The following is a 23,160-nucleotide window of genomic DNA, read 5'->3' as shown; positions in this document are numbered from 1 at the left end:
GCACTCGGCCGCGGCGTGCGGGGTGCGTCGGCGACCGGCCCGCGCGGCGCGGTGGGCCTGCCGGACGAAGGTCAGAGCGAGCGCAGCAGCTCGGTGAGCGCGACGAAGGCTCGCGCGCGGTGCGACGCGGCGTTCTTCTCCGCTGCCGACCACTCCGCGACGGTGCGAGCCGGCTCCGGCTGCCCGTCGGGCACGAACACCGGGTCGTATCCGAAACCGCCCTCGCCGGCCGCCTCGGTCGCCAGCCGGCCCGGCCAGACGCCCTCGACGACGTGTTCGGTCTCACCGTCGACGAGCGCGATCACCGAGACGAACTGAGCCGTGCGACGCGGATCGGCGATGTCGGAGAGCTGATCGAGCAGCAGGGCCGTGTTGGCGGCGGCATCCTTCTGGTGACCGGCCCAGTACGCCGAGAAGGCACCCGGGGCTCCCCCGAGCGCGTCGACGCAGATCCCCGAGTCGTCGGCGAGGGCCGGGAGCCCCGTGTGCGCCGCGGCAGCCCGGGCCTTGATGAGCGCGTTCTCCGTGAAGGTGACGCCGTCCTCGATCGGTTCCGGCCCGTCGTACCCGATGACCTCCAGGTCGGGGCGGACCGCCGCGACGATCGCGTGGAACTCCTCGACCTTGTGGGGGTTGTGGGTCGCCAGGACGATGCGGCCGGTCATGCCAGCGTCGCCGTCTGGATGTCGCGCAGCTGCGCGCACCCGTTCACGCCGAGCTCGAGCAGCGCATCGAGCTCGCGCTTGTCGAAGGGAGCGCCCTCAGCGGTGCCCTGCACCTCGACGAAGAGCCCGCGGCCGGTGACGACGACGTTCATGTCGGTCTCGGCCCGCACGTCCTCGACGTAGGCGAGGTCGAGCATCGGCGTTCCGTCGATGATCCCGACCGACACCGCCGACACGGAGTCCACCAGCGGCGCCGAGCGCTGCGCGATGAACTTCTGCGACCGCCCCCACTCGATGGCGTCGGCCAGGGCGACGTAGGCCCCGGTGATCGCGGCGGTGCGGGTGCCGCCGTCGGCCTGCAGCACGTCGCAGTCGATGACGATCGTGTTCTCGCCCAGCGCCTTCGTGTCGACGACGGCCCGCAGGGCGCGGCCGATCAGTCGCGAGATCTCGTGCGTCCGTCCGCCGACCTTGCCCTTGATCGACTCGCGGTCGTTGCGGCTGTTGGTCGCTCGCGGCAGCATGGCGTACTCCGCCGTGACCCATCCCTTGCCCTTGCCGGTCAGCCAGCGCGGGACGCCGTTGGTGAACGAGGCGGTGCAGAGCACCTTCGTGCCCCCGAAGCTCACGAGAGCCGATCCTTCGGCGTGTGCGCTCCAGCCGCGCTCGATCGTCACGGTGCGGAGCTGGTCGGCAGTGCGCCCGTCGGCGCGCAGGGAATCGGTCATGAAGGTGTCTCCGATCGGACGGCGGATGGGGGTCAGGATGCGGGCGGGGCGAGCTTGGGCAGCACGATCGCCCCCGTCTGGACCATGCGCACCGAGGGCACGCCCCGGCCCATGAGCCGGTCTGCGAGGTCCAGGAAGTCGTCGCCGGAGTCGCCCGTGGCCTCGTAGACGTGACGGGGCACCGCCGAATCGTGCGCGAGCAGGCCCCGGGAGACGAGCTGACGGTACACGTCCTTCGCCGTCTCGGAGTCGCTCGAGACGAGCGCGACGTCGGGGCCCATGACGTAACTGATCGCGCCCTCGAGGAACGGGTAGTGGGTGCAGCCGAGCACGAGGGTGTCGACCCCCGCTTCGCGCAGCGGCGCGAGATAGTCCTCGGCGACGGCGAGCACCTCGGGCGACTGCGTGATGCCCGCCTCGACGAACTCCACGAAGCGGGGGCAGGATGCCGCGAAGACCTCCAGCCGCTCGTTGACCTCGAGCATGTCCTGGTAGGCGCGGGAGGCGATGGTGCCGACTGTCCCGATCACGCCGATGCGCCCGTTGCGGGTGGTGGAGATCGCTGCCCGCACGGCGGGGTTGATGACCTCGACCACCGGCACGTCGTAACGCTCACGCGCGTCGCGGAGCAAGGCGGCGGAAGCGGTGTTGCACGCGATGACGAGCATCTTCACGCCCTCGTCGACGAGGGTGTCGAGCACCTCGAGCCCATAGCGCCGAACGTCGGCTATGGGCTTCGGACCGTACGGCGAGTGCGCGGTGTCACCGATGTACAGCAGAGACTCCCGCGGCAGCAGCTGCGAGATCGCCCGCGCCACCGTGAGCCCCCCGACACCCGAGTCGAAGATTCCGATGGGCGCGTCGTTCACGATCATCGAGCCTACCTGGCCTCGCCGCCGCGGCATCCCGTGTCGTCGGTGCGCAATGCAGCGTCGCTACAGTGGCAGTCATGGCCTCCAGCGCTCTGCTCACCGACCGTTACGAGATCACGATGCTGCAGGCGGCCCTGCGCGACGGCACGGCCGATCGACGCTGCGTGTTCGAGGTCTTCGCGCGGCGGCTCCCGGGCGGGCGGCGGTTCGGCGTCGTCGCCGGCACCGGACGGCTGCTCGAGGAGATCGAGCGCTTCCGCTTCGGCGACGAGGAGCTGACGTTCCTGCGCGAGCACGCGGGTCTCGATGAGACCACCCTCGCGTGGCTCGCCGACTATCGCTTCACCGGCACCATCACCGGATACCGCGAGGGCGAGCTCTACTTCCCCGGTTCACCGGTCCTGACCGTCGAGGGGACCTTCGCCGAGGCGGTCGTCCTCGAGACCCTCGTGCTCAGCATCCTCAACTACGACTCCGCCGTCGCCACGGCGGCGGCGCGCATGGCGATCGCCGCCGGGGACCGCCCTCTCGCCGAGATGGGGTCGCGCCGTGCGCACGAACGCAGCGCGGTCGCGGCCGCTCGGGCAGCCCACATCGCCGGCTTCGGGGCCACGAGCAACCTCGAGGCGGGTCGCACGTGGGGCATTCCGACCATGGGCACCGCGGCACACGCCTGGACGCTGCTGCACGACAGCGAGGAGGCTGCCTTCCGCAGCCAGATCGACGCGCTCGGCGCCGACACGACGCTCCTGATCGACACCTACGACATCACCGAGGGCGTCGCAACGGCCATCCGGGTCGCGGGCACCGGACTCGGCGGCGTGCGGATCGACTCGGGCGACCTCCCGACCGTCGCAGCGGACGTCCGAGCGCAGCTCGACGAGCTCGGCGCCCACGCCACGCGCATCACCGTCACGAGCGACCTCGACGAGTACGCGATCGCGGCCCTGGCGGCATCCCCCGTGGACGCCTACGGGGTGGGAACGTCGCTCGTCACCGGCTCGGGCACTCCGACCGCCGGCATGGTCTACAAGCTCGTGGCGCGTCAGAACGACGACGGGTCCTGGCTCTCGGTCGCGAAGGCCTCGGCGGACAAGGTGTCGCACGGCGGACGCAAGACGGCGTTCCGAGCGCTCGACAACGGCACGGCTCTTGAAGAGATCGTCGTCGTATCCGACGGGTTCGAGCCCCTCGACACTCCCGCCGAGCATCCCGATGCCCGCGCACTGCAGACGGTGTTGTTCGCCGACGGCCGGGCCGTCGTGGATTGGGTCGGTGCCGCCGGCGTTCGGGCCGCCCGAGACCACCACGCGAGCGTCATCGAGGAGATGCCGGTTCGCGCTCTGGCACTGAGCCGCTCCGAGCCCGCCATCCCGACGATCTACCGCGACGCGGACTGAGACGAATCCCCGCTTCGCCGAAAACGCACCGCCCCGCTCAGAACGCACCCATGACGGTGCACTCTCGGCGGGGCGGTGCGTTTTCGCGAGTTCAGCAGCGACGCGTCAGCGCGTCATCGACTCGTAGATCTCCTTGCAGGTCGGGCAGACCGGGAACTTCTCGGGGTCGCGACCGGGCGTCCACTTCTTGCCGCACAGCGCGCGCACGGGCTTACCGGTGATCGCGGACTCGAGGATCTTGTCCTTCTTGACGTAGTGCGAGAACCGCTCGTGGTCGCCCGGCTCGATCGTCTCCTCGCGGATGAGCTCTTCGAGCTCACGGTCGAGGGTCGCGAGACCGCCCTGGTCGGGAGAATCGAGAGGAGTGCTCATGCGGGAATTCTATCGGCGAACGGTCAGGTCGTCTCGGCGAATGCCATCAGCCGGTCCCCGCGCCGGTCGAACAGCAGACCGCCGATGAGGATACCGGCCACGAGCACGACGAGCCCGACCCCGACTCCGGTGCCGAGAGCCCACCACTGCGCGTGCGATTCGCCCAGCAGGAACCGCCACGACCACCACAGCGCCGGTGCTGCCGCGAGCAGCGCCCCCACCAGCACCGCTCCCTGAGCGAGCCCGCCGCCGGTGCGCTGCGGCTGCTGGAAGGGGCTGTCACCGTGTCGTGCGACCGCGTAGGGCGCGAGCACGGACGAGACCGACGAGAGACCGAGACCGCCGAGGAGCAGCGCGGAACAGACTCCGACCATGACCGGCAGGACGCCCCAATCACCGTGGATGCCGATGCCGACGGGGATCGCGATGGCGAGCAGCGGCAACGCCACGAGAAGCAGCGGCACCAGTCGACCGACCCGGTCGGACGCACCGCGCACCGCGCTCGAGATGTGCAGCCAGACGGCCGAACCGTCGTACGCGAGGTCGTTGTGGACGACCCAGCCGAGCAGGAGCGCGATGAGCGGCGCGGGGATCAGCGCGGCGATCTCGTGCGGCACGCCCACGATGACGAGCGGTACGACCGCGACGACAGACGCCACCGGGATGATCGCGATGTCGACGAGGTAACGGGGATCGCGCAGCCAGTAGACGAGAGAGCGCGCCGCGACAGCGCCCCCGGGCGTTCCGGGGGTCACGGTGAACCAGCCGAGCCCGCGGCGCTCGCGCACGGAAACGGGCCGTTCGGTGTGGGTGAGCATCCGCCGCACGATCAGGATCCATGCCACGGCCAACGCCGCCGCCGTGAGGACCGCGACGATGACGACGGTCGGCCGGGGGTCGAGCGGGAGAACCCAAGCCGCCCCGATGGGGGTGACCGCGAGCGTCCCCACGGCCGCGAGCAGCGGGCCGGGGACGCCGTCGTCCCAGTTGAGCGAGGCCAGGAAGACCGCGACCGGAATCGCGACCACGCCGATGCCGAGCAGCAGCAGGGTCGTGAGCTCCCGCGATCGACGCTCCGCGAGCACGAGAGCGGCTACTCCGAGCGCGACCCGCGCGAGGAGGAGCTGAGTGACGACGATCAGCGCCGCGCCGAAGACGGCGACCACCGGGTCGACGCCGTGGGCGATCCAGGTGAGCGCGACAGCGACCGACACGACGATCACGGCCGCCGACGGCAGGCTCAGCGGACTTGCCGCAGCCGTCGACGCGGCGACGAGCCACCAGTCACGACCCGTCACGATGAAGGCACGCGGATCGAGCGGGTCGCGAACGGGCGTGACCAGCGGCACGAGCGCGAAGCATGCCGAGACGGCCGCACCGCCGACGGCGAGCACCACGAGAGCGCTGGCGTAGGGCGCATCCTGCAGACGCAGGAGCGCGAGGACGATCGCGCCGACGAGAACCACGGTCGCTGCGAGCGCTGCGAGCGCGCGGGCACGGTGGAACCGCAGTGCCCCGACGAGGACGTCGAACCTCAGTCGGAGAACGTGTGCAACCATTCGAGGCCCTCCACCGCGCTCGTCCCGCCGGCAAGTTCGAGGAACCGCTGTTCGAGCGTGCGTCCGTCACGTACCTCGTCGACGGTGCCCGCAGCCAGGATGCGGCCGCCCACGAGGACCGCGACGCCGGAGCAGGCGCGCTGGACGAGCTCCATCCCATGACTCGACAGGATGACGGTGCCGCCGTGATCGACGTACTTCTGCAGGATGTCGAGGATGACGGCGCTCGACACCGGATCGACCGACTCGAAGGGCTCGTCCAGGACGAGCAGTCGCGGCGCGTGGATCATCGCGCCTGCGAGCATGACCTTCTTCGTCATGCCGGCGGAGTAGTCCGAGACGCTCCGTCCGAGTGCGTCGGTCAGATCGAACGCCGCAGCCAGGTCGGCGATGCGGTTCTCGACGACGGCGGGCTTCAGTCCGCGCAGGACCCCGTAGTAGTAGAGGAGCTGGCGGCCGGAGAGACGGTCGAAGGTGCGCAGCCGGTCGGGGAGAACGCCCATCTGCCGCTTCGCCCCGGCCGGGTCGCGACGGATATCGATCCCCGCGATCTCGACCGCTCCCTCATCGGGGCGGAGAAGGCCCGCGATCATCGAGAGCGTCGTCGTCTTTCCCGCGCCGTTGGGACCGACGAGCCCGTAGAAGGATCCTGCGGGGATCTCGAGGTCGATGCGATCGACCGCGCGTGCCTCACCGTAGGCCTTCGTGACGCTCCGCAGGCGCAACGCCGGGGCGCTCGGGGCGACGTCCTCGGAATCGTGCGCCGAGGTGACGCCGCTTGCAGCCACCGTCGCGATGACGACCTCTTCGGAGGGCTCGGCGTCATCGTCGGAAGCGGCCGCCTCGGGCTCCGGTTCCCCTCCCTCGTTCGGAGCCACGACGCCCTCCGGCTCCGGGTCCGGCTCAGGCTCAAGCTCCGGCTCCGGCGCAGGCTCCGGCGCAGGCTCCGGGTCCGGGTCCGGGGCCGGCTCAGGCTCAGGCTCAGGCTCAGGCTCCGGCTCAGGCTCCGGCTCAGGCTCCGGCTCCGGCTCAGGCTCAGGCTCCGGCTCCGGCTCCGGCTCCGGCTCCGGCTCCGGCTCCGGCTCCGGCTCCGGCTCAGGCTCAGGCTCAGGCTCAGGCTCAGGCTCAGGCTCAGGCTCAGGCTCAGGCTCAGGCTCAGGCTCAGGCTCAGGCTCCGGCTCAGGCTCCGGCTCGGCGTCGGGCTCCGGTTCGGGTGCGACGTCCGCGGAAGCCACGGTTTCCGCAACGGCATCCTCATCAGGTGCGGTCTGGGTGACACCATCCGCAGACGTCTCGCCGGCGGACTCACCGGCCGAGGCCGCCTCCGACGGGGTCGCATCGGCTGCGACGGCCTCGTCGACCGCCTCGGGAACGATCTCCACGGCCTTCGGGCCCGCGTCCTCCGCAGACGCCACGAACGACGCCGCCGCCACGGCGGCGGGAATCTCCGGCTTCGGCGGTGTCGCCCCCGCCTCCGGCGCCGCGTCCGTGGAGCGCGGCTTCCGCGGGGCCTTCTTCGCGCCAGTCGAGCCCGATGCACGCGGCTTGCGTGGCTTCGTCGTCCGGGGAGAGCCCTTCTTGGTCGCCGTCGTGGCTCGCTCGGACGAGCCAGCGGAGGGTGCTGCCGCAACCGCGAGCTCGGCGGCCGCGACCTCCGCGGGGATGTCGGGCAAAGGCGGCGCGGACGTACCGACAGGCGACGCGCCACGCTGTTCGTGCTGAGGGGTGGCTGAGTCGTCTGTCACGCCTCAAACCTATCAAGCGGGCCGTCTGCGCCGAGGCTCCGCGTCATTGGGGAACACCGAGAATCGCGCTACCAGCAAGGTCACGAAAGCGCAACGGCTGCGGGTGTTCGGGCGACCTCCCAGATCGGGTCGCTAGCATGAAAAACGCTGTCCCGGGGTGTCGCTCCGGTGAATGCTGATCTAACTCGTAACTTCAGGAGATACTCGTGGCCCTTCAGATCGTGATCCTCGCCGCAGGGATGGGCTCCCGCCTGGGCCGCTCTCTCCCCAAGCCGCTCACCGAGCTGAACGACGGCCGCAGCATCATGCAGCAGCAGCACGACAACATCCGCGCGGCGTTCGGCGACGATGCCCGGATCACCACCGTGGTCGGCTACCGCGCCGAGACGATCGTCGACGCTTTCCCGGATGTCGACTACGTCTACAACGCCCGCTATGACGAGACGAACACGTCGCAGAGCCTGCTGCGCGCGCTCAAGGCGTCGGGGCGCGGGGGCGTCCTGTGGATGAACGGCGACGTCGTCTTCGACCCGCGTGTCCTCGGCCGTGCCGTCGCGCTCATCGAGCGCGACCAGTCGTTCGTGACGGTCAACACCGCGAAGGTCAGCGACGAGGAAGTGAAGTACACCGTCGGTGCCGACGGCTTCATCGCCGAGCTCTCCAAGACCGTCCGTGGCGGCATCGGCGAGGCGGTCGGCATCAACTACATCTCCTCGCGCGACAAGAAGGCGCTCATCGCGCAGCTCGGCCGCGTCGACGACCAGGACTACTTCGAGCGCGGTCTCGAGCTCGCCGTCGCCGAGAACGGCCTCCGGCTCGAGCCGATGGACATCTCCGACCTGTACGCCGTCGAGGTCGACTTCGCCGAGGACCTCGAGCGCGCGAACCTGTACGTCTGACGGCGCCGCCGCGCCGCAGGCGCGAGAGGATGGGTGCCATGGCCCGTAAGGTGCACCGCATCGACTCCCTTCCCGACGACGCTCCGCGCCGCGACGCGGGCGAGGCCGTCGCCGGGCAGCATCCGCTGAGCATCCGGACACTCGACCGGCTCCTCGCAGTCCAGCGTCCGGTCGTCCTGGCGCACCTGCGGGGCATCCGCCACCGGCATCCCGAGGCGACGACCGCACAGGTCGTGCAGATGCTCGAGCGCCGCTATCTGACCGCCGTCACCACGGGCGGCGCGGCAGTCGGCGCGACGGCCGTGATCCCGGGCATCGGCACGGCGACGACCCTCGCGCTCAGCGGCGTGGAGACGGCAGGGTTCCTCGAGGCGACGGCGCTGTTCGCCCAGTCGCTCGCGGAACTGCACGGCATCCCCGTCGACAACCCCGACCGCGCGCGGGCGCTCGTGCTCGCGCTCATGCTCGGCCGTGAGGGCGCCGACCTGGTGGGGCAGTTCGCCAAGCAGGCGAGCGGGAAAGGCGGCCCCCGCAGTTCCTACTGGGGTGAACTCGTCACGTCCTCGCTCCCCCGCACCGCCGTCGGCCCGGTCCTCGACCGGCTGAAGCACGCGTTCGTGCGCCGATTCGCCGCCGCCGGCGGGGCGTCCGTCGTGGGCAAGGCACTCCCGTTCGGCATCGGTGCCGCGATCGGCGGAACCGGCAACCACATTCTCGGCCGCCGTGTGATCTCCGGCGCCCGCCGCGCGTTCGGGGTGGTTCCTGCGAGCTTCCCTGCGGCGCTCGAATCACGCGACGAAGATCAACCGATCGGACGAGGCCCCGGGCTCGTGGCGCGGCGGATCAGCGGCGTCTTCGCCGAGGGAGGCCGTCAGATCGGCACGCTCGCCTCTCGTCCGTTCCGGCGTGGCGAACGCAGCGGCGCGATCGCAGACACCGGCGGCACTGACGAACCCGCCGCCGGCGCCGAGCACGATCTCGACGGCGGGAAGGAATCATGACCGCTTTCCTGATGTCGATCCTCATCGTCGGGGCGCTGTTCAACGTCGTCACCTGGCCGACATTCCTGCGGCGGGTAGCGCGCGATCCGCGCGCGACGGATGCCGCGGGCCGGCGCACCCGGTTCTTCACCGTGCACCTCGTTCTCGTCGTCATCGCCCTCGTGCTGGCGGCGCTGTTCGTGGTGGGCGCGGTGATGATCGGCGCCGCCGCGCTCTGAGCCTCGGGCGGGGCCGCAGGTCAGGCGTCGTCGAGCTCGGCCTCGTCGCGTTCGTCTGCGACCGTCACCGTGCGCGCGTCCCACTCCGCCCACCGCTGCATGAGCAGCTCGATGGCAGCGTGGAATCGTGCCGTCGCCGCGCCGGGCGATGTGTCGCCGAAGTAGTGGTGCGACCACACGCGGAGCTGCTGCGTGGCCTCCGGGTCGTCGGCGACGCGGTCGGCGATCTCGACGATCGACGCGGCGGAGTCCGCATCGAGCCACGCGGCGTCGGCGAGGTAGCCGCCCCTGTCGACGAGCGCCGCAGGGTCGACCGGACGGGTCACCAGCAGGGGCTTCGCCACCGCCAGCCGGTCGTAGATCATGGCCGAGATGTCGACGACGGCGAGGTCGGCAGCGGCCAGCTGCCAGCCCAGCTCCGGCCCGTCGTCGTAGACGTGATGCGCGAGCGGGTCGGCGGCGTTGGCCGCGGCGATGGCGGCGATGATGCGTCGGTGCGCGTCGCCGTACGCCGCATCCACGACGCCGGAGCGAGGGTGCGGGCGATATATCAGCCGATGCCGCGGTGAGGCGAGGACGGCCGACACGAGCGATTCGCCGTGCGAGGCGATCGAGCCGTAGTGCGCGGCGGGCCGGTCGCCCTCCCACGTCGGGGCGTAGAGGATGACGCGGCGTCCGTCGTCGGGGTACGGCAGCGCACCCGAGAAGTGATCCGCTTGCGGCCGTCCGATCGCTATCGTGCGCGCGTCGAGGTCGTAGTCCCACAGGACGCGGCCGAGCCGTTCGCGGGCCGCGTCACCGGCGATCAGGGCGTAGTCGTACGCCTTGAACTGGTTGGTGGTCATGTACATCTTGTCGGACTCACCGTGGTTGATGAAGACGTGCCACCGGTGCCCGTACCGGAACATCTGGAAGTTGCGGGTGTTCTGGTTGACGTAGAGGACGATGCGGATGTCCTGGCCCGCGACCACCGATTCGAGCGCCCGGACGGTCGGAGCGAAGACGACGGGCAGCGCGCCGTCGGAGAGAAGCGCCTGCGCACCCGTCGCGCTGCGGCTGATGACGACGACCGGCCAGGTCTCGGCGAGGAGCTGCAGCGGCTTGTACCACTGCCGCATCTGGTACATGTTCACCTCGCCGTCGGCGAAGTAGACGGCGATGCGGAAGTGGTCGGTCGCCGGCTTCGGCAGTAGCGCGAGGGAGCGCCGCACGTCGACGTACGCCGCTCGGTTCGATACCGCCCGCCGCACGAGGGCTACGGCTTTGCGCGCGTCAGCGATGATTCCCACCCCTCCAGGGTACCGAGCGTGCAAGCCAGGACCGGGACGCGTGACATGATCGACGGATGCATGACGACGCGCACCGCTGGCGTCCCGCGCCTGTCCCGGCCCCGGACGCGGGCGTGTCCTTCGTCATGCCCGTCCTCAACGAGCGCGCCTACCTCGAACGTGCCGTGCGCAGCGTGCTCGCCCAAGAGCTCGACGCCCCGATCGAGGTCATCCTCGCCCTCGGCCCATCGTCCGACGGCACGGAGTCCGTCGCCCGCCGACTGGCCGACGAAGACGCGCGGATCCGCCTCGTGCGCAACCCCGCCGCCCATATCCCCGTCGGCCTGAACATCGCGATCCGCAGCTCCCGCTATCCGACGATCGTCCGGGTCGATGCCCACTCCGAGCTCGAGCCCGGCTACACCAGAGCGGCGCTGGAGACGCTCGCCCGGGTGCAGGCGGCGAACGTCGGCGGAGTCATGCGCGCCGAGGGGCGGAGCCCGTTCCAGCGAGCCGTCGCCCGGGCATACAACTCGCGCATCGGGCTCGGCGGCGGCGCCTACCACGGCGGAACCGACGAAGGCCCGGCGGAATCGGCCTACCTGGGCGTGATGCGGCGCAGCGTGCTCGACGAGGTCGGGCTGTTCGACGAAGGCATCCGCCGCGGCGAGGACTGGGAGCTCAATCTCCGCATCCGACGCGCCGGGTACCGCGTATGGTTCGACCCCGACCTCCACGTCACCTACTGGCCTCGCGAGAGCTGGGCTCGCCTGGTGCGGCAGTTCCGGGCTACCGGCTCCTGGCGAGGAGAGCTCGTGCGGCGTTTCGGCAGGCGGAACGGCCTGCGCTTCTTCGCTCCCCCGCTGCTGGTCATCGCCGCCGCGGCGTCGCTCGTCGTGGGTGCGGTCCAGCTGTCGGGAGCGTTGTCGGGGCGCACCGGCATCCTGCTGTCCGTGTTGCACCTTCCGATCGCGGCCTACGCCGCGCTCGTCGCCGTCGTCGCGGCGGGGCGCGGTGGGGGCCGGAGTCTGCGCGACCGGCTGTGGACGCTCGCGGTCCTGCCGTCGATGCATTTCTCCTGGGGCGTCGGCTTCCTGCAGGGCGCCGCGCGCGGTGCCCGGGGCACTGTCGACACATCGCGCCTGGCGCGCAACACGCCGCTGCCCTGACTCCGCTTTGCCCGCTCTCGCTCGGTCCTGCTCAGTCGCGCGAGACGAGCCCCTGGTCGAGGATGCGCGCAACGACGCGTTCCGCAGCACTCCCGTCGTCGCGAGGGTTGAAACGCGCACGCCAGCGTGCGTAGCGCTCGGGGTCACCGGCCTCGTCCGCCGCGATGGCTCGGACCAGATCATCCTGCGTGCGCACGATCGGGCCTGGTGCCCACTCGGCGAGATCGAAGTAGAAGCCGCGCAGCTTGCCGCGGTAGTGCTCGAGGTCGGGCACGAAGAAGTAGATGGGACGGCCGGTGACCGAGTAGTCGAACATCACCGAGGAGTAATCGGTGATGAGGGCGTCCGAGGCGAGCTGCAGGGCGGCGAGATCGGGGTGCGACGTCACGTCGATGACGCGCGCGCCGCGCTCGTCGGTTCCCGGGGCGAGTGTGCGCGAGTGTCCGCGCACGAGCACGACCGCGCCCGTCGACGCGGCGAGGGCAGGCAGGTCGAGGAAATCGACGATCGTCTGTCGGTCATCCCGCCAGGTCGGCGCGTAGAGCAGGACCTTCTCGTTCGCCTCGATGCCGAGTGCCGCGCGCGCGGCATCCCGGTCGCCGGAGTGGAGGTCGTCGGTGCGCGGATACCCTTCCACCCACACGGGCTTGCGACGGAAGGCGTAGGCGGCACGGAGCACGCGTGCGCTGTACGGGTTCTGTGCCAGCAGGATGTCCCAGCGCCGGCTCTCGCGGAACACCGCCAGCGCCCGGCGAGGATCGAAGCCGGGTCGATGCAGGGCCAGTCGCTTCAGCGGTGTGCCGTGCCAGGTCTGCAGCACAGCCTGCCCCGGCTTGCGGACGAACGGTCGGCGCAGCCAGTCGTTGACCACGAGCAGGCGTGCCACCGCGCGGGCTCGCCACCACTCGGGGCTGCCGTCGACGACGGCGATCGCCCCCTCGGGCACGGCGACCGAGAGGTCGACGACGCTCCAGTAGCGGGTGACCCCTGGGGCTGCCCGCGCCAGCTCGCGGTCGATGGCACGCGGGTTGTCGCTCGCGCTCCGGCCGTAGAAGCTCTCGAAGAACACGGCGTTCTCGAGGGGGCCGCGGTGTGCGGCGTAGCGCTGCTCGAGAGCGCGGCGCCCCTCGCCCGAATCCAGTGCCGGGTCGACGGGAGGGGCGATCGCGAGCCGTGCTCCGTCCCAACTCGCACGGAGCAGGGGCGTTCTCAGTTCCGCGCCCGCGCCGTCGGCCTGATCCTCGCCCTGTGGCGAGACGCCGTCGACGACGAGGGCGTAGCTGCCGGACGGCAGCGGGAGCTCGGGGCCTCCCCAGCGCGCGACGTGCAGGGGAAGGCGCGCGGTCCAGCCGCCGTCGCCGGCGGTCACCTCGCCGCGCGCTCCGGCGCGCGGACCGACGATCTCGATCCGGGCGGGCACATCCCCGGTACCGGTCACCGTCATCACCGGCAGCTCCTCGCCGCCGAACCCGATGCGCATCACGACCGCTCCCCCGCTGATTCCGGCACCGCCGCGACGATGGCTTCGTGCACGCGCCGCGCGTTCCGTCCGTCTCGCCACGCATGCATCCGGCGGCTCAGTCGGTCCGCACGGGACCGCCGACGGTCCGCCTCGGATTCATCCCCCAGCACAGCGTCCAGCTGTGCGCACAAGACCGCCCACGACCGTGCCGCGTCGTCGCCGGCGACCTCGGCATAGGTCCCGTAGAAGCCGCGGGTGCGCGCGTAACGCTCGACGTCCGGCGCGAGGAAGAGCGTCGGCAGGGGCACAAGCCCCGCGTCGTATGCGAGAGACGAGTAGTCGGTGACGAGCACGTCCACGGCGGCCAGCAACGGCGTGACATCAGGAACGAGGTCGCTTCCCAGCATGCGCACGCGACGCGTCGCCGCGGGAGGCGTGTAGTCCCCGCCACCCAACGGGTGCGATCGCACGAGGAGAACGGCGTCATGGGTCTCCAAGACGCTCAGGATCCCCTGCCAGTCGGCCGAGTCGGGCGTCGCCGGGTCGGGCTCGCCGTCGCGCCACGTCGGCGCGTAGAGGACGACACGCGCGTCCGACAGCCCCGGGAGGACGTCATCGAGCAGCCGCCGCGCCTCGCGCCGCGCGGCGGGCGGGTCGGGCGGCGAGAGGACGTCCACGCGGGGCTCGCCCAGGACGGGAACACGCGCGTCGTCGAGTCCGAAGGCGCTCTCCAGCCGGCCGCGGACACGATGGGACGCTGCGGGCAGCAGGTCGATCTGCGCCTGCGCCCGCCGGTACGCCAGCGCGAGGAGCCACCGAATGCCGGGAACGGCGGCCAGCCGCCCGGGTTCCGTCGTCACCGGAGAATCCAGGCCGATCCGCTTGAGCGGGATGCCGTGCCAGAGCTGCACGAGGAACGCACCGCCGACGCCGTATCGGTTGACATCGCCGAGGCCGTGGGTGACGACTACGACACCCGCGCGGGCAGTGCGCCAGAAACCGGCGAACGAGTCGCGCTGCACGGTCGGGATGCCTCGTCGTCTCGCCTCCTCCTCCTGGCGCGGCGAAGACACCACCCAGACGGCCCGACGGCGGGGCGCGGCCTGCCAGAGAGCGAGCGCTCCGTCCGCGATCCCCACGGCGCACCCGAAGACCCACGCGGATCGGTCCCGCGGGATGACGAAGGTGGCGAGGCGTCCCGCGAGATACACGGGGATGCGCAGGACCTTGCGTACGTTGCCCGCGCCGAACGAGAAGGACGCCACCCCGCGAGCCTATCGCGGGGTGGCGTCCGGGCCGGTACGGCGTTTACTGCTGCAACTGGCCGAGGGTGACGGTCGCCGTCTGCTCGCGGCCGTCACGGACGTACGTCAGCTTCGCCTCGCTGCCGGCGGCCAGCGCCCGCACCTGGGCGGTCAGGTCGACCTGGTCGGTGATGGCGATGCCGTTGAACTGCGTGACGATGTCGCCGTTGCGCAGACCCGCGGATGCCGCGGCGCCCCCGGCGGTGACCTCGTTGATGAGGGCGCCGGCACGGGTCGCTCCCGGGGCGGAGGCGGCATCACCGACGGTCGCGCCGAGCAGGCCGTGGGTGGCCGAGCCGTTGTCGATGATCTCGTTGGCGACGCGCTCGGCGACCGTCGAGGGGATCGCGAATCCGACGCCGATGGAGCCGGCCTCCGTGGATGCACCGCCGGCGCTCGCGATGGCGACGTTGATGCCGATCAGGCGGCCCTTGCCATCGACGAGGGCGCCACCGGAGTTGCCCGGGTTGATGGCGGCGTCCGTCTGGATGACCGAGATCGCGATCGAGGACTTCGGCTGCGAGGGGGTCTGCTGCCCCTGGCCGAAGTCGAACTCGAACGGCGTCCGACCGCCGGGAGTCTCCTCCTGCTGCGTCCCGCCCTCGGACTCGGGCGCTGCGGACGACGCGATCTGGATGGAGCGGTTCAGCGCGCTGACGATACCCGTCGTCACCGTGTTCGACAGTCCCAGTGGGGCACCCACGGCGACCGTCTGGTCGCCGACGTTGAGCTTGCTCGAGTCGGCGAACTCGATCGGGGTCAGCCCGGAGGCATCGGTCAGCTTGATGACCGCGAGGTCGTAGGTCGGGTCGGTTCCCACGATGGTGGCGGCGTACACCCGGCCGTCCGACGTGGTGACCGACAGCTTCGGGTCTCCCGTGGCACCGTCGAGGGTGACGACGTGGGTGTTCGTGAGCACGTAGCCGTCGTCGCTCAGGATGACGCCGGAACCGGTGCCGCCGGAGGTGCCCGCCGAGGCGGAGATGGTCACGACGCTCGGCAGCACCTTGGTCGCGATGGCCGTGGTGGCGTTGACCGAGTCGGGGTTGTTGACGGTGATCGACGACGGGCCCGAGCTCTGCGACGCGGGCGCGGACACGAAGGACGAGCCCACCGCCGCGGCTCCTCCGACCCCGGCCGCTCCGCCGACGAGCGCGGCGGCCACGAGGATGGCCGCGATCTTGCCGCCGCCGACCCTGGTGCGGTCATGCGGTGCGGGGGCGGTGGCGGTGGCGGGCTGACCGAAAGCCGCACCGGCGTGCGGCGCGGGCTGGCCGTAGGGCTGGGTCGGCTGCGTGTGGAACGTCGACCCGCTGTCTGCCGGGGCGCCGGGCAGGGGCGGGCGGGGCGGGATGGTCGCATCTGTGCGCGGCGCCGCTGCCGCATCAGGTGCCGACACGGGCGATGTACGGGCGTGGTCGGCAGGCTGCTCGGCGTCGCTTCGCGCGTCGGGAGTGCGGTCGTCGGGGAAGTTCTGGTCGCTCATCGAGGTTGCTCCTTTGTCCAAGCAAGAACAGGTTGCCGCGCGATGCTGTGGTTTGCCTATGCCGAGGTTGGGACACGCCTATGCGTGTAGCGTGAACCGGATGCACGAGGTTCCCGGCGCCTGGCGCCGCGCCGCACGCGGCGCCGGCCTGCTCACCGATGAAGGCTCCCCCGTTCCCACCATCTTCGCGGAGATGACAGCGCTCGCGGCTCGGACGGGCGCGATCAACCTGGGCCAGGGTTTCCCCGACGAGGACGGTCCCGTGGAGGTGCTCGAAGCCGCTCGGGCGGCTATCTCCGACGGACGCAACCAATACCCGCCGGGTCGCGGCGAGCCCGAGCTGCTGGCTGCCATCGCCGATCACCAGTCGCACTGGTACGGCATCGAGCTCGACGCCGACACGCAGGTGCTGGTGACCGCCGGTGCGACCGAGGCGCTCGCCGCCACGGTGCTCGCACTGGTCGACGGCCCGGACGACGAGATCGTCGTCTTCGAGCCTTACTACGACGCATACGCGGCCCTGGTCGCCCTATCCGGTGCCCGGCTCGTGGGCGTGCCCCTGCGGTGGCCCGACTTCCAGCCCGATCTCGACGAGCTCGCGACAGCCGTCACCGATCGCACCCGCCTCATCCTGGTCAACGATCCGCACAATCCGACGGGTACGGTCTTCTCGCCCGAGACGATCGAGGAGATCGTGCGCCTGGCGCATCGCCACGACACCGTGATCGTCACCGACGAGGTGTACGAGCATCTGACCTTCGACGCGCCGCACGTTCCGATCGCGACCGTGCCCGGTGCCGCAGAGCGGACACTGTCGATCTCGTCCGCGGGCAAGACGTTCTCGGTGACCGGCTGGAAGGTCGGGTGGGTCACGGGTCCCGCCGACCTCGTCCGCGCCGTTCTCGCCGTCAAGCAGTGGCTCACGTATGTCAACGCCGGCCCGTTCCAGCCTGCCGTCGCCGCCGGACTGCGGCTCCCCGACGCCGTCTTCTCGGGCATCGCCGACCGCCTCCGCGCGGGTCGCGACCTCCTGGGCGCCGGTCTGCGCGAGGCCGGCTTCGCGGTGTCGACTCCGGCGGGTTCGTACTTCACCGTCGCGGACGCCGCACCCCTCGGGGCATCCGACGCCGATGCGTTCTGCCGGGAGCTGCCGGACCGTGCGGGGGTCGTGGCGATCCCGTTGACGGCTTTCGCCTCGCCGGCGCACCGGGGCGAGTACGTGACGCTGGTGCGGTTCGCCGCCTGCAAGCGCCCGGACGTCCTTGCCGAGGCGTCAGCTCGACTCGCGCGGGCCTTCTGAGCGCGGGACGACCTCGAAGCGACGCAGCCGGAGCGCGGGGTTGACGCGTCGCACGCGCTCGACCGCATGGACGTCGACGTGCGCGACGGCGACGTCGCTCGATGTTCCCACCGCGGCGATCTCCACGCCCTGCGGATCGAACACGCCGGAGTTGCCGACCCCCAGCGGCGGCGGATGGTCCGCTGCCGCGACGAAGAGGGTGTTCTCGATCGCGCGAGCCCGCAGAAGCGTGTTCCACTGCAGTTCCTTGAGCGGACCGCGCACCCACTGCGCCGGAACGAGGACGACGTGCGCGCCGGTGTCGGCGAGGACGCGGCCGATCTCGGGGAACCGCAGGTCGTAACAGGTCATCAGAGCGAAGCGCACACCGTCGATCTCGAAGGTCTCCGGGGGCGCGATCTCACCGGCCTCGACCCAGTCGGACTCGCGTTGCCCGAAGGCGTCGTAGAGGTGCAGTTTGCGATACGACGCGACGAGCCCGTCGGGGCCGACGGCCACGACCGTGTTGCGCACGCGTTCGGCGTCCGACGCCCGCTCCAGAAGGCCTGCGACGATGTGCATGCCGTGGAGACGTGCGAGCTTGTGCAGCCCCTCGACGAACGGGCCCTGGAGGTCCTGGGCGTTCTCGCGGAGCGTCTGGTCGAACGGGTCGACGAAATAGCTCGAGTACTCCGGGAAGAGCACGACCCGGGCTCCGCGCGACCGAGCCCGTTCGACGAACCCGGCGATCGCCCGGAGGTTGTCGTCGACGTCGGCGGCGGGTGCAAACTGGGCGACGGCGAGAGCTGTCATCGGTCCTCCGAACGGCGGTGGCGGTAGATGAGCGGCGAGACCACCCACAGCGCCGCGATGAGGGACGCCAGCGCGCCCCCCACTATCCAGGATGCCGCAGTACTGACGACGACGTCGAAGACGAAGACGACCACGCCCACCAGCAGGACCGACACCGTCACCAGCGCGAACAGCAGAGCCGTGTGGCCGAAGGCGACCACGGCCGGCTTGGCCCGGCGTCGGAACAGGCCGCGGTGAAGTGCGACCGGGGAGAGGGCGACGATCGCGCTGAGGGCCGCTAGCACGATGAGGGTCAGATAGAACACCCGCTGCGGTCCATTCAGGTCGCGGAACGCGGGTTGGAAGGCGAGGGCCAGGAGGAACCCCGTCAATATCTGGGTGCCCGTCTGCAGCACGCGCAGCTCCTGCAGCAGTTCGTTCCAGTTGCGGTCGGCACGCTCATCCGCCGACTCGGCACGACCGTCGTCTGCGACGTCATCGCCTCGGTCGGCGACCGGGGTCGCGGGGCTCATGTCGGTATCCTCCTCGCCCCGGGTCGCGGACGCCAATACCCGGATGCCGTTTGCGATGCGACACGCCCGAGTGCGCTTCGGATGGCGCCACGATTGGACGACCCGCAGAGCCCGTGCTAGTGTTATCTCTTGTGCCGCGGGGTGGAGCAGCTCGGTAGCTCGCTGGGCTCATAACCCAGAGGTCGCAGGTTCAAATCCTGTCCCCGCAACAGAAAACACGAAGGCCCCGTCGAAAGACGGGGCCTTCGTCGTGTGCGCTCCTCGCGCGGCGCAAGCCCGCCGAACGCGGAACATCAGCCCGAGCGGAGCTCGGCGGCACCGGAATCAGTCGGCCAGCATCGCCTCGCTCATGCCGTCGAGGAATCGCGTGACCGCCCCGAGCTCTTCGGTGCTGAAGGGCCCCATCGCCTCCCGCATGCGCATCAGCCGGGCAGCGAAGTGGCGACCGAAGTCCCGACGTGACGACTCCGTGAGCGTGATGATCAGCGCGCGCCGGTCGTTCGGATGCGGCGCGCGCTCGATGAACCCTTCCTTCGCCAGGCGGTCGAGCATCTTCGTCGTGGACGCGCTCGATATGCCGAGATGACGAGCGAGGTCGTGCGGCTTCACCAGCTCGCCGCGCTGCTCCCGGATGCTGAGCATGCGCAGCGCCGAGAGGTCGGTGGCGTTCATATCCATGTCGGAGCGCAGCCCCGTGTGCATGCGATCCATGGCGTCGCTGAAGGCTCTGACGGCCTCCAGAGCCGATCGCTCTACACGATTTCTCGCGACCTCGGCATTCGGGTCAGCCATGTGGACACCACCTCTCGAGCCTGGTTATCATCGGCTCAAACGCTAGTTAAGCTAGCAAAAACGCCTTGCAAACGGCATATCCAGGACGGTGAACGTGATCTCCTTGCCCGATGACAGCCGAGCCGCTGTCGATCGCGCGCTCGACGAGGTCCTCACCCGGCTCACGGAGCGGGCCATCCCCCGGGGCTCGTCGGCGCTCGCCCTCATCCGCGCCGCGGCCGCGGCGACAGCCGGCGGCAAGCGGTTCCGCCCGGCGCTGGTCGTCGCGGCGTTCGACGCGTTCAGCGGCGACCGCGGGACCGCGCCCGGGCTCTGGGATGTCGCGGCAGCGTTCGAACTGCTCCACAGCGCGTTCGTCATCCACGACGATCTGATCGACCGCGACATCGAGCGTCGCGGTGTTCCCAACGTCGGCGGGACCTTCCGGTCGCACGCGCGGTCACTGGGCGTCAGCGCTGACGACGCCGAGCGGGTAGGCGATGCCGCGGCCGTCCTCGCCGGCGACATCCTTCTCTACGAGGCGGCGCGTCTCGTCGCCACCGCCGACGTCGCGTCGGCTCAGCGGGTACCCCTGTTCGACCTGCTCGACGACGCCGTGCTCGTGTCAGCGATCGGCGAGCTCGCCGATGTGGAGCAGGCGGTCGTGCCCACCGAGCCCGAGACCGCACAGCTGCTCAGCACGGCGCACGACAAGACCGCGGTCTACTCGTTCTGCGCTCCCCTCGCTGCGGGCGCCGTGCTCGCCGATGCCGACGACGGCGATCGCGCCGTGCTGATGTCGGTCGGAGCAGACCTGGGCCTGGCTTTCCAGCTGGTGGACGACCTGATCGGCACCTTCGGCGACGAAGCTCAGGCCGGCCGCGGCGCGGGCGCGGACCTTCGCGAGGCCAAGCGGACACCGCTGATCTCGTTCGCGCGCGAGTCGGCGTCGTGGCCTCAGGTGTCGTCGGCGCTCGCGATGGCGCCGACCGGACCCATCGCGGTGCAGGCGGCACAGCGCGAGCTCGACGCGAGCGGTGCCCGAGAGCAACTCGTGACGCTCATCGGCCAGACGCTCGCCTCGGTACGGCGTCGGGCGACCGAGCTGCCGCCCGCCCCGCGCGCCCTCATCGAGCAGCTTGCAGACGGCATCGAAGGACGGATCCCGTGAACCCCGACCACTCGGCCATCGCGCTGTACGACCGCACGGCGCGCGACGCGGCCGCCGTGGTCATCTCGGCCTATTCGACCTCGTTCGGCCTCGCAGCCCGCCTGCTGGGGCCGCGCGTGCGCCCGCACGTCCGCAACATCTACGCCCTCGTCCGTATCGCCGACGAGATCGTCGACGGCTCCGCCGAACAGGCAGGCATGCCCCTATCGGCTCAACGCCGCGTCCTCGACGCCCTCGAGACGGAGACGCTGGTCGCCGTCGATGAAGGGTTCAGCGCGAACCTCATCGTCCACGCATTCGCGTCGACGGCCCGGGAGTGCGGGATCGGCGCCGATCTCGTCCGCCCGTTCTTCGCGTCCATGCGCACCGATCTCGAGGTGACGTCCCACGACGCGGGCTCGCACGACTCCTACGTCTACGGCTCGGCGGAGGTCGTCGGGCTGATGTGCCTCCAGACCTTCGTCAACGCCGGCGGTTCGCACCCGCGTCCCGCCGACCCCGCCCTCGTCGACGGCGCACGCCGCCTCGGCGCAGCCTTTCAGGACGTGAACTTCTTGCGCGATCTCCCCCACGACGTCGGATCCCTCGGACGCGACTACCTCGGCGTCGACGGCGCCGGCGGCACCTCGTCACGCGTCGACGTCCTCGACCGCATCGACGCCGACCTCGACGCGGCGGGCGCCATCATCCCCCTCCTGCCGGCCGACTGTCGCCGAGCGGTGACCGCGGCCCATGATCTCTTCACCGCGCTTTCGCGTCGCCTGAGGCGTGCCGGTGACACCGACCAGCGGGTGCGCGTACCCAACACCGTCAAGCTCGGGCTCGCGGCCCGCGCGACGGTGGGCGCCGCTCCCCTGCGGGCCGGCGCATGAGCCGGGCACGTGCCGGCGAGGCGGCCCCGGGATCGCGCGCCGTCGTGATCGGCGGCGGCATCGCCGGGCTCTCCACGGCCGCCCTGCTGGCCCACGAGGGATACGCCGTGACCGTCGTCGAGGCGCGAGACGAGACGGGAGGGCGCGCGGGCTCGTGGGAGCGCGACGGCTTCCGGTTCGACACCGGCCCGAGCTGGTACCTCATGCCCGAGGTCTTCGACCACTTCTTCGCGCTCCTCGGGACGAGCGCTGCGGCCGAACTCGACCTGGTGCCTCTCGTGCCGGCATACCGCGTGTACGCCGAGCCGGAGGGCGATGGCGCCGGCGAGCACATCGACGTCGTGTCGGGACGTGCCGAGGCGACCGCACTGTTCGAGAGCCGCGAGCCGGGGGCGGGCGCTCGGCTCGACGAGTACCTCGATTCCGCCGCCGACGCCTACGACCTGGCCGTGTCGAAATTCCTGTACGACACCTACGCCACGTCGGAGGGACTCCGCGACCCCGACATCCTCAAGCGGGTGCCGATGCTCGCGCCGCTGCTCACCCGATCGCTCAACCGCCTCGTCGAGAGCCGATTCGACGACCCGATGCTCCGCCAGGTGCTGGGTTACCCGGCGGTCTTCCTCGGCTCGTCACCGTATGACGTGCCGAGCCTGTACCACCTGATGAGCCACCTCGATCTCGATGACGCGGTGCTCTACCCGCGCGGCGGCTTCACCGAGATCATCGCGGCGATCGAACGTCTCGCCCGCGAGCGCGGCGTGGACGTGCGCACGGGTACCCCGGTGGCCCAGATCCTCACCGCCGACGATGGGTCGGCGACGGGCGTCCGTCTCGCTGATACGACGGAGATCCCGGCCGACATCGTCGTCTCGACCGCCGACCTGCACCACACCGAGACCGTGCTGCTGCCGCCCGACCGGCAGTCCTACCCGGAGCGCTGGTGGCGCAAGCGCACCCCGAGCTTCGGTGCGCTCCTGATCCTCCTCGGGGTCGAGGGCGAGATCCCGGAGCTGTCGCACCATACGCTGCTGTTCACACGCGGCTGGCGCGAGAACTTCGACGCGATCTCGGGCCGTGACACCCACATCCCCGATCCCGCGTCGCTGTACGTGTGCCGGCCGAGCGCGACGGACGACACAGTCGCACCCGACGGCTCGGAGAATCTGTTCGTCCTCGTCCCGATCCCCGCAGACCCGGAGCTCGGGCACGGGGGCGTGGACGGCGGCGGCGATCCCGCGATCGAGGCCGCTGCCGACCGCGCGATCGCCCAGATCGCGCAGTGGACGGGCGCGACCGACCTCGCGTCGCGAGTGACGGTCCGACGCACGATCGCTCCCGCCGACTTCGCCCGCGATCTCGGGGCGTGGCGCGGCAACTCCCTGGGTCTCGCGCACACGCTCGGGCAGAGTGCGCTCTTCCGTCCAGGCAACGCCTCGAAGAAAGTGCCCGGTCTGTACTACGCCGGCAGTTCCGTGCTGCCGGGGATCGGACTGCCGATGTGCCTCATCTCGGCGGAGCTGGTGGTCAAGCGCCTCCGCGGCGACACGACCGCCGGACCGCTTCCCGAGCCCGCGACGCCCGCCGGTTGAGC

General features: G+C 70.9%; 23 protein-coding genes and 1 tRNA gene. 11 read left to right on the top strand and 13 right to left on the bottom strand.

Going from position 1 to position 23,160, the window contains the following annotated elements; all coding sequences use genetic code 11:
- Nucleotides 1-71: 71 nt before the first annotated feature.
- The 3 genes from rdgB to murI are packed head-to-tail and all read right to left on the bottom strand — an operon-like array spanning nt 72 to nt 2,262.
- Nucleotides 72-665 carry an RdgB/HAM1 family non-canonical purine NTP pyrophosphatase gene (gene rdgB, locus C1N74_RS07015; RefSeq protein ID WP_023951159.1) on the bottom strand — a complete coding sequence of 198 codons (594 nt, stop codon included), beginning with the start codon at nt 663-665 and terminating at the stop codon, nt 72-74.
- Nucleotides 662-1,393, bottom strand: coding sequence for a ribonuclease PH (rph, locus tag C1N74_RS07010; RefSeq protein WP_023951161.1), 732 nt, complete (start codon nt 1,391-1,393; stop codon nt 662-664). Before rph ends, rdgB begins: the two co-directional genes overlap by 4 nt.
- 32 nt (nt 1,394-1,425) lie before the next feature.
- Nucleotides 1,426-2,262 carry a glutamate racemase gene (murI, locus tag C1N74_RS07005; RefSeq protein WP_036304919.1) on the bottom strand — a complete coding sequence of 279 codons (837 nt, stop codon included), beginning with the start codon at nt 2,260-2,262 and terminating at the stop codon, nt 1,426-1,428.
- Between the two features lie 80 nt (nt 2,263-2,342).
- Here murI and C1N74_RS07000 point away from each other — a divergent pair, with 80 nt between their 5' ends.
- Complete coding sequence (locus C1N74_RS07000; RefSeq protein WP_137750245.1) at nt 2,343-3,665, top strand: nicotinate phosphoribosyltransferase; 1,323 nt, start codon at nt 2,343-2,345, stop codon at nt 3,663-3,665.
- Nucleotides 3,666-3,770: 105 nt separating this feature from the next.
- Here C1N74_RS07000 and C1N74_RS06995 read toward each other — a convergent pair whose 3' ends face one another.
- Genes C1N74_RS06995 through C1N74_RS16625 form a run of 3 tightly spaced genes read right to left on the bottom strand, consistent with a single transcriptional unit; the run spans nt 3,771 to nt 6,474 of the window.
- Nucleotides 3,771-4,037: a DUF3039 domain-containing protein gene (locus C1N74_RS06995; protein WP_023951164.1), complete on the bottom strand. Its 267-nt coding sequence runs from the start codon at nt 4,035-4,037 to the stop codon at nt 3,771-3,773.
- A 23-nt stretch (nt 4,038-4,060) separates the two neighbouring features.
- Nucleotides 4,061-5,596 (bottom strand): hypothetical protein, encoded by a 1,536-nt coding sequence (locus tag C1N74_RS06990; RefSeq protein ID WP_137750244.1) that lies wholly within the window; start codon nt 5,594-5,596, stop codon nt 4,061-4,063.
- Nucleotides 5,572-6,474 (bottom strand): ABC transporter ATP-binding protein, encoded by a 903-nt coding sequence (locus C1N74_RS16625; protein ID WP_258318022.1) that lies wholly within the window; start codon nt 6,472-6,474, stop codon nt 5,572-5,574. Before C1N74_RS16625 ends, C1N74_RS06990 begins: the two co-directional genes overlap by 25 nt.
- A gap of 394 nt (nt 6,475-6,868) precedes the next feature.
- Here C1N74_RS16625 and C1N74_RS16620 point away from each other — a divergent pair, with 394 nt between their 5' ends.
- The 4 genes from C1N74_RS16620 (at nt 6,869) to C1N74_RS06970 (ending at nt 9,459) form a co-directional block, all read left to right on the top strand.
- Nucleotides 6,869-7,318, top strand: a complete 450-nt coding sequence (locus C1N74_RS16620) for a hypothetical protein (RefSeq protein ID WP_258318021.1) — start codon at nt 6,869-6,871, stop codon at nt 7,316-7,318.
- Between the two features lie 229 nt (nt 7,319-7,547).
- The gene (locus C1N74_RS06980; protein WP_083990674.1) at nt 7,548-8,240 is read left to right on the top strand and encodes an NTP transferase domain-containing protein; all 693 of its coding nucleotides are present in this window, start codon (nt 7,548-7,550) and stop codon (nt 8,238-8,240) included.
- A 38-nt stretch (nt 8,241-8,278) separates the two neighbouring features.
- A complete protein-coding gene (locus C1N74_RS06975) occupies nt 8,279-9,241 on the top strand; it encodes a hypothetical protein (protein WP_258318020.1) in 963 nt (320 codons plus the stop codon).
- Nucleotides 9,238-9,459 carry an SCO4848 family membrane protein gene (locus C1N74_RS06970; protein WP_023951170.1) on the top strand — a complete coding sequence of 74 codons (222 nt, stop codon included), beginning with the start codon at nt 9,238-9,240 and terminating at the stop codon, nt 9,457-9,459. Before C1N74_RS06975 ends, C1N74_RS06970 begins: the two co-directional genes overlap by 4 nt.
- Before the next feature lie 20 nt (nt 9,460-9,479).
- On the opposite strand, the gene C1N74_RS06965 is transcribed toward C1N74_RS06970, so the two are convergent.
- Nucleotides 9,480-10,748 (bottom strand): CDP-glycerol glycerophosphotransferase family protein, encoded by a 1,269-nt coding sequence (locus tag C1N74_RS06965; RefSeq protein WP_137750243.1) that lies wholly within the window; start codon nt 10,746-10,748, stop codon nt 9,480-9,482.
- A gap of 56 nt (nt 10,749-10,804) precedes the next feature.
- Between C1N74_RS06965 and C1N74_RS06960 the strand changes: the two genes are divergently transcribed.
- A complete protein-coding gene (locus tag C1N74_RS06960; protein WP_088380294.1) occupies nt 10,805-11,896 on the top strand; it encodes a glycosyltransferase family 2 protein in 1,092 nt (363 codons plus the stop codon).
- Between the two features lie 31 nt (nt 11,897-11,927).
- On the opposite strand, the gene C1N74_RS06955 is transcribed toward C1N74_RS06960, so the two are convergent.
- From C1N74_RS06955 to C1N74_RS06945, 3 genes are read right to left on the bottom strand one after another with little or no spacing between them, the layout of a single operon-like run.
- A complete protein-coding gene (locus C1N74_RS06955; protein WP_137750982.1) occupies nt 11,928-13,376 on the bottom strand; it encodes a CDP-glycerol glycerophosphotransferase family protein in 1,449 nt (482 codons plus the stop codon).
- Complete coding sequence (locus tag C1N74_RS06950; protein WP_023951178.1) at nt 13,376-14,623, bottom strand: CDP-glycerol glycerophosphotransferase family protein; 1,248 nt, start codon at nt 14,621-14,623, stop codon at nt 13,376-13,378. Before C1N74_RS06950 ends, C1N74_RS06955 begins: the two co-directional genes overlap by 1 nt.
- A 43-nt stretch (nt 14,624-14,666) precedes the next feature.
- Nucleotides 14,667-16,148, bottom strand: coding sequence for a S1C family serine protease (locus C1N74_RS06945; protein ID WP_137750242.1), 1,482 nt, complete (start codon nt 16,146-16,148; stop codon nt 14,667-14,669).
- Nucleotides 16,149-16,248: 100 nt separating this feature from the next.
- Here C1N74_RS06945 and C1N74_RS06940 point away from each other — a divergent pair, with 100 nt between their 5' ends.
- Nucleotides 16,249-17,448: an aminotransferase class I/II-fold pyridoxal phosphate-dependent enzyme gene (locus C1N74_RS06940; RefSeq protein WP_137750241.1), complete on the top strand. Its 1,200-nt coding sequence runs from the start codon at nt 16,249-16,251 to the stop codon at nt 17,446-17,448.
- Here C1N74_RS06940 and C1N74_RS06935 read toward each other — a convergent pair.
- Nucleotides 17,422-18,240 (bottom strand): carbon-nitrogen hydrolase family protein, encoded by an 819-nt coding sequence (locus C1N74_RS06935; protein ID WP_114598699.1) that lies wholly within the window; start codon nt 18,238-18,240, stop codon nt 17,422-17,424. The genes C1N74_RS06940 and C1N74_RS06935 overlap by 27 nt on opposite strands.
- Complete coding sequence (locus C1N74_RS06930; protein WP_137750240.1) at nt 18,237-18,752, bottom strand: DUF6328 family protein; 516 nt, start codon at nt 18,750-18,752, stop codon at nt 18,237-18,239. Before C1N74_RS06930 ends, C1N74_RS06935 begins: the two co-directional genes overlap by 4 nt.
- A gap of 135 nt (nt 18,753-18,887) precedes the next feature.
- Here C1N74_RS06930 and C1N74_RS06925 point away from each other — a divergent pair.
- Nucleotides 18,888-18,961: transfer RNA gene (locus C1N74_RS06925), tRNA-Met, on the top strand.
- A 115-nt stretch (nt 18,962-19,076) separates the two neighbouring features.
- Here the strand turns inward: C1N74_RS06925 and C1N74_RS06920 are convergent.
- Complete coding sequence (locus C1N74_RS06920; RefSeq protein WP_137750239.1) at nt 19,077-19,544, bottom strand: MarR family transcriptional regulator; 468 nt, start codon at nt 19,542-19,544, stop codon at nt 19,077-19,079.
- A gap of 94 nt (nt 19,545-19,638) precedes the next feature.
- On the opposite strand from C1N74_RS06920, the gene C1N74_RS06915 reads away from it, so the two are divergent.
- Genes C1N74_RS06915 through crtI form a run of 3 tightly spaced genes read left to right on the top strand, consistent with a single transcriptional unit; the run spans nt 19,639 to nt 23,158 of the window.
- Nucleotides 19,639-20,694, top strand: a complete 1,056-nt coding sequence (locus C1N74_RS06915; RefSeq protein ID WP_137750238.1) for a polyprenyl synthetase family protein — start codon at nt 19,639-19,641, stop codon at nt 20,692-20,694.
- The gene (locus tag C1N74_RS06910; RefSeq protein WP_023951192.1) at nt 20,691-21,566 is read left to right on the top strand and encodes a squalene/phytoene synthase family protein; all 876 of its coding nucleotides are present in this window, start codon (nt 20,691-20,693) and stop codon (nt 21,564-21,566) included. The genes C1N74_RS06915 and C1N74_RS06910 overlap by 4 nt, the downstream gene beginning before the upstream one ends.
- On the top strand, nt 21,563-23,158 hold the full coding sequence (crtI, locus tag C1N74_RS06905; protein ID WP_103840691.1) for a phytoene desaturase family protein: 1,596 nt from the start codon (nt 21,563-21,565) through the stop codon (nt 23,156-23,158). The genes C1N74_RS06910 and crtI overlap by 4 nt, the downstream gene beginning before the upstream one ends.
- The last annotated feature ends 2 nt before the right edge of the window (nt 23,159-23,160 follow it).

The sequence above is a fragment of the Microbacterium sp. SGAir0570 genome, from assembly GCF_005491085.2.
GTDB classification, from domain to species: domain Bacteria; phylum Actinomycetota; class Actinomycetes; order Actinomycetales; family Microbacteriaceae; genus Microbacterium; species Microbacterium arborescens.
This window is presented reverse-complemented; position numbering and strand designations above follow the sequence as displayed.

Excerpts from the sequence above, each read along its gene's own strand:
- rph (WP_023951161.1), bottom strand. The coding sequence starts at position 1,393 with ATGACCGATTCCCTGCGCGCCGACGGGCGCACTGCCGACCAGCTCCGC.
- C1N74_RS06945 (WP_137750242.1), bottom strand. The coding sequence starts at position 16,148 with ATGAGCGACCAGAACTTCCCCGACGACCGCACTCCCGACGCGCGAAGC.
- rdgB (WP_023951159.1), bottom strand. The coding sequence starts at position 665 with ATGACCGGCCGCATCGTCCTGGCGACCCACAACCCCCACAAGGTCGAG.
- C1N74_RS06935 (WP_114598699.1), bottom strand. The coding sequence starts at position 18,240 with ATGACAGCTCTCGCCGTCGCCCAGTTTGCACCCGCCGCCGACGTCGAC.
- C1N74_RS06960 (WP_088380294.1), top strand. The coding sequence starts at position 10,805 with ATGCATGACGACGCGCACCGCTGGCGTCCCGCGCCTGTCCCGGCCCCG.
- C1N74_RS06990 (WP_137750244.1), bottom strand. The coding sequence starts at position 5,596 with ATGGTTGCACACGTTCTCCGACTGAGGTTCGACGTCCTCGTCGGGGCA.
- C1N74_RS06995 (WP_023951164.1), bottom strand. The coding sequence starts at position 4,037 with ATGAGCACTCCTCTCGATTCTCCCGACCAGGGCGGTCTCGCGACCCTC.
- C1N74_RS07000 (WP_137750245.1), top strand. The coding sequence starts at position 2,343 with ATGGCCTCCAGCGCTCTGCTCACCGACCGTTACGAGATCACGATGCTG.
- C1N74_RS06930 (WP_137750240.1), bottom strand. The coding sequence starts at position 18,752 with ATGAGCCCCGCGACCCCGGTCGCCGACCGAGGCGATGACGTCGCAGAC.
- C1N74_RS06940 (WP_137750241.1), top strand. The coding sequence starts at position 16,249 with ATGCACGAGGTTCCCGGCGCCTGGCGCCGCGCCGCACGCGGCGCCGGC.
- C1N74_RS06955 (WP_137750982.1), bottom strand. The coding sequence starts at position 13,376 with ATGCGCATCGGGTTCGGCGGCGAGGAGCTGCCGGTGATGACGGTGACC.
- C1N74_RS06920 (WP_137750239.1), bottom strand. The coding sequence starts at position 19,544 with ATGGCTGACCCGAATGCCGAGGTCGCGAGAAATCGTGTAGAGCGATCG.
- crtI (WP_103840691.1), top strand. The coding sequence starts at position 21,563 with ATGAGCCGGGCACGTGCCGGCGAGGCGGCCCCGGGATCGCGCGCCGTC.
- C1N74_RS06975 (WP_258318020.1), top strand. The coding sequence starts at position 8,279 with ATGGCCCGTAAGGTGCACCGCATCGACTCCCTTCCCGACGACGCTCCG.
- C1N74_RS06970 (WP_023951170.1), top strand. The coding sequence starts at position 9,238 with ATGACCGCTTTCCTGATGTCGATCCTCATCGTCGGGGCGCTGTTCAAC.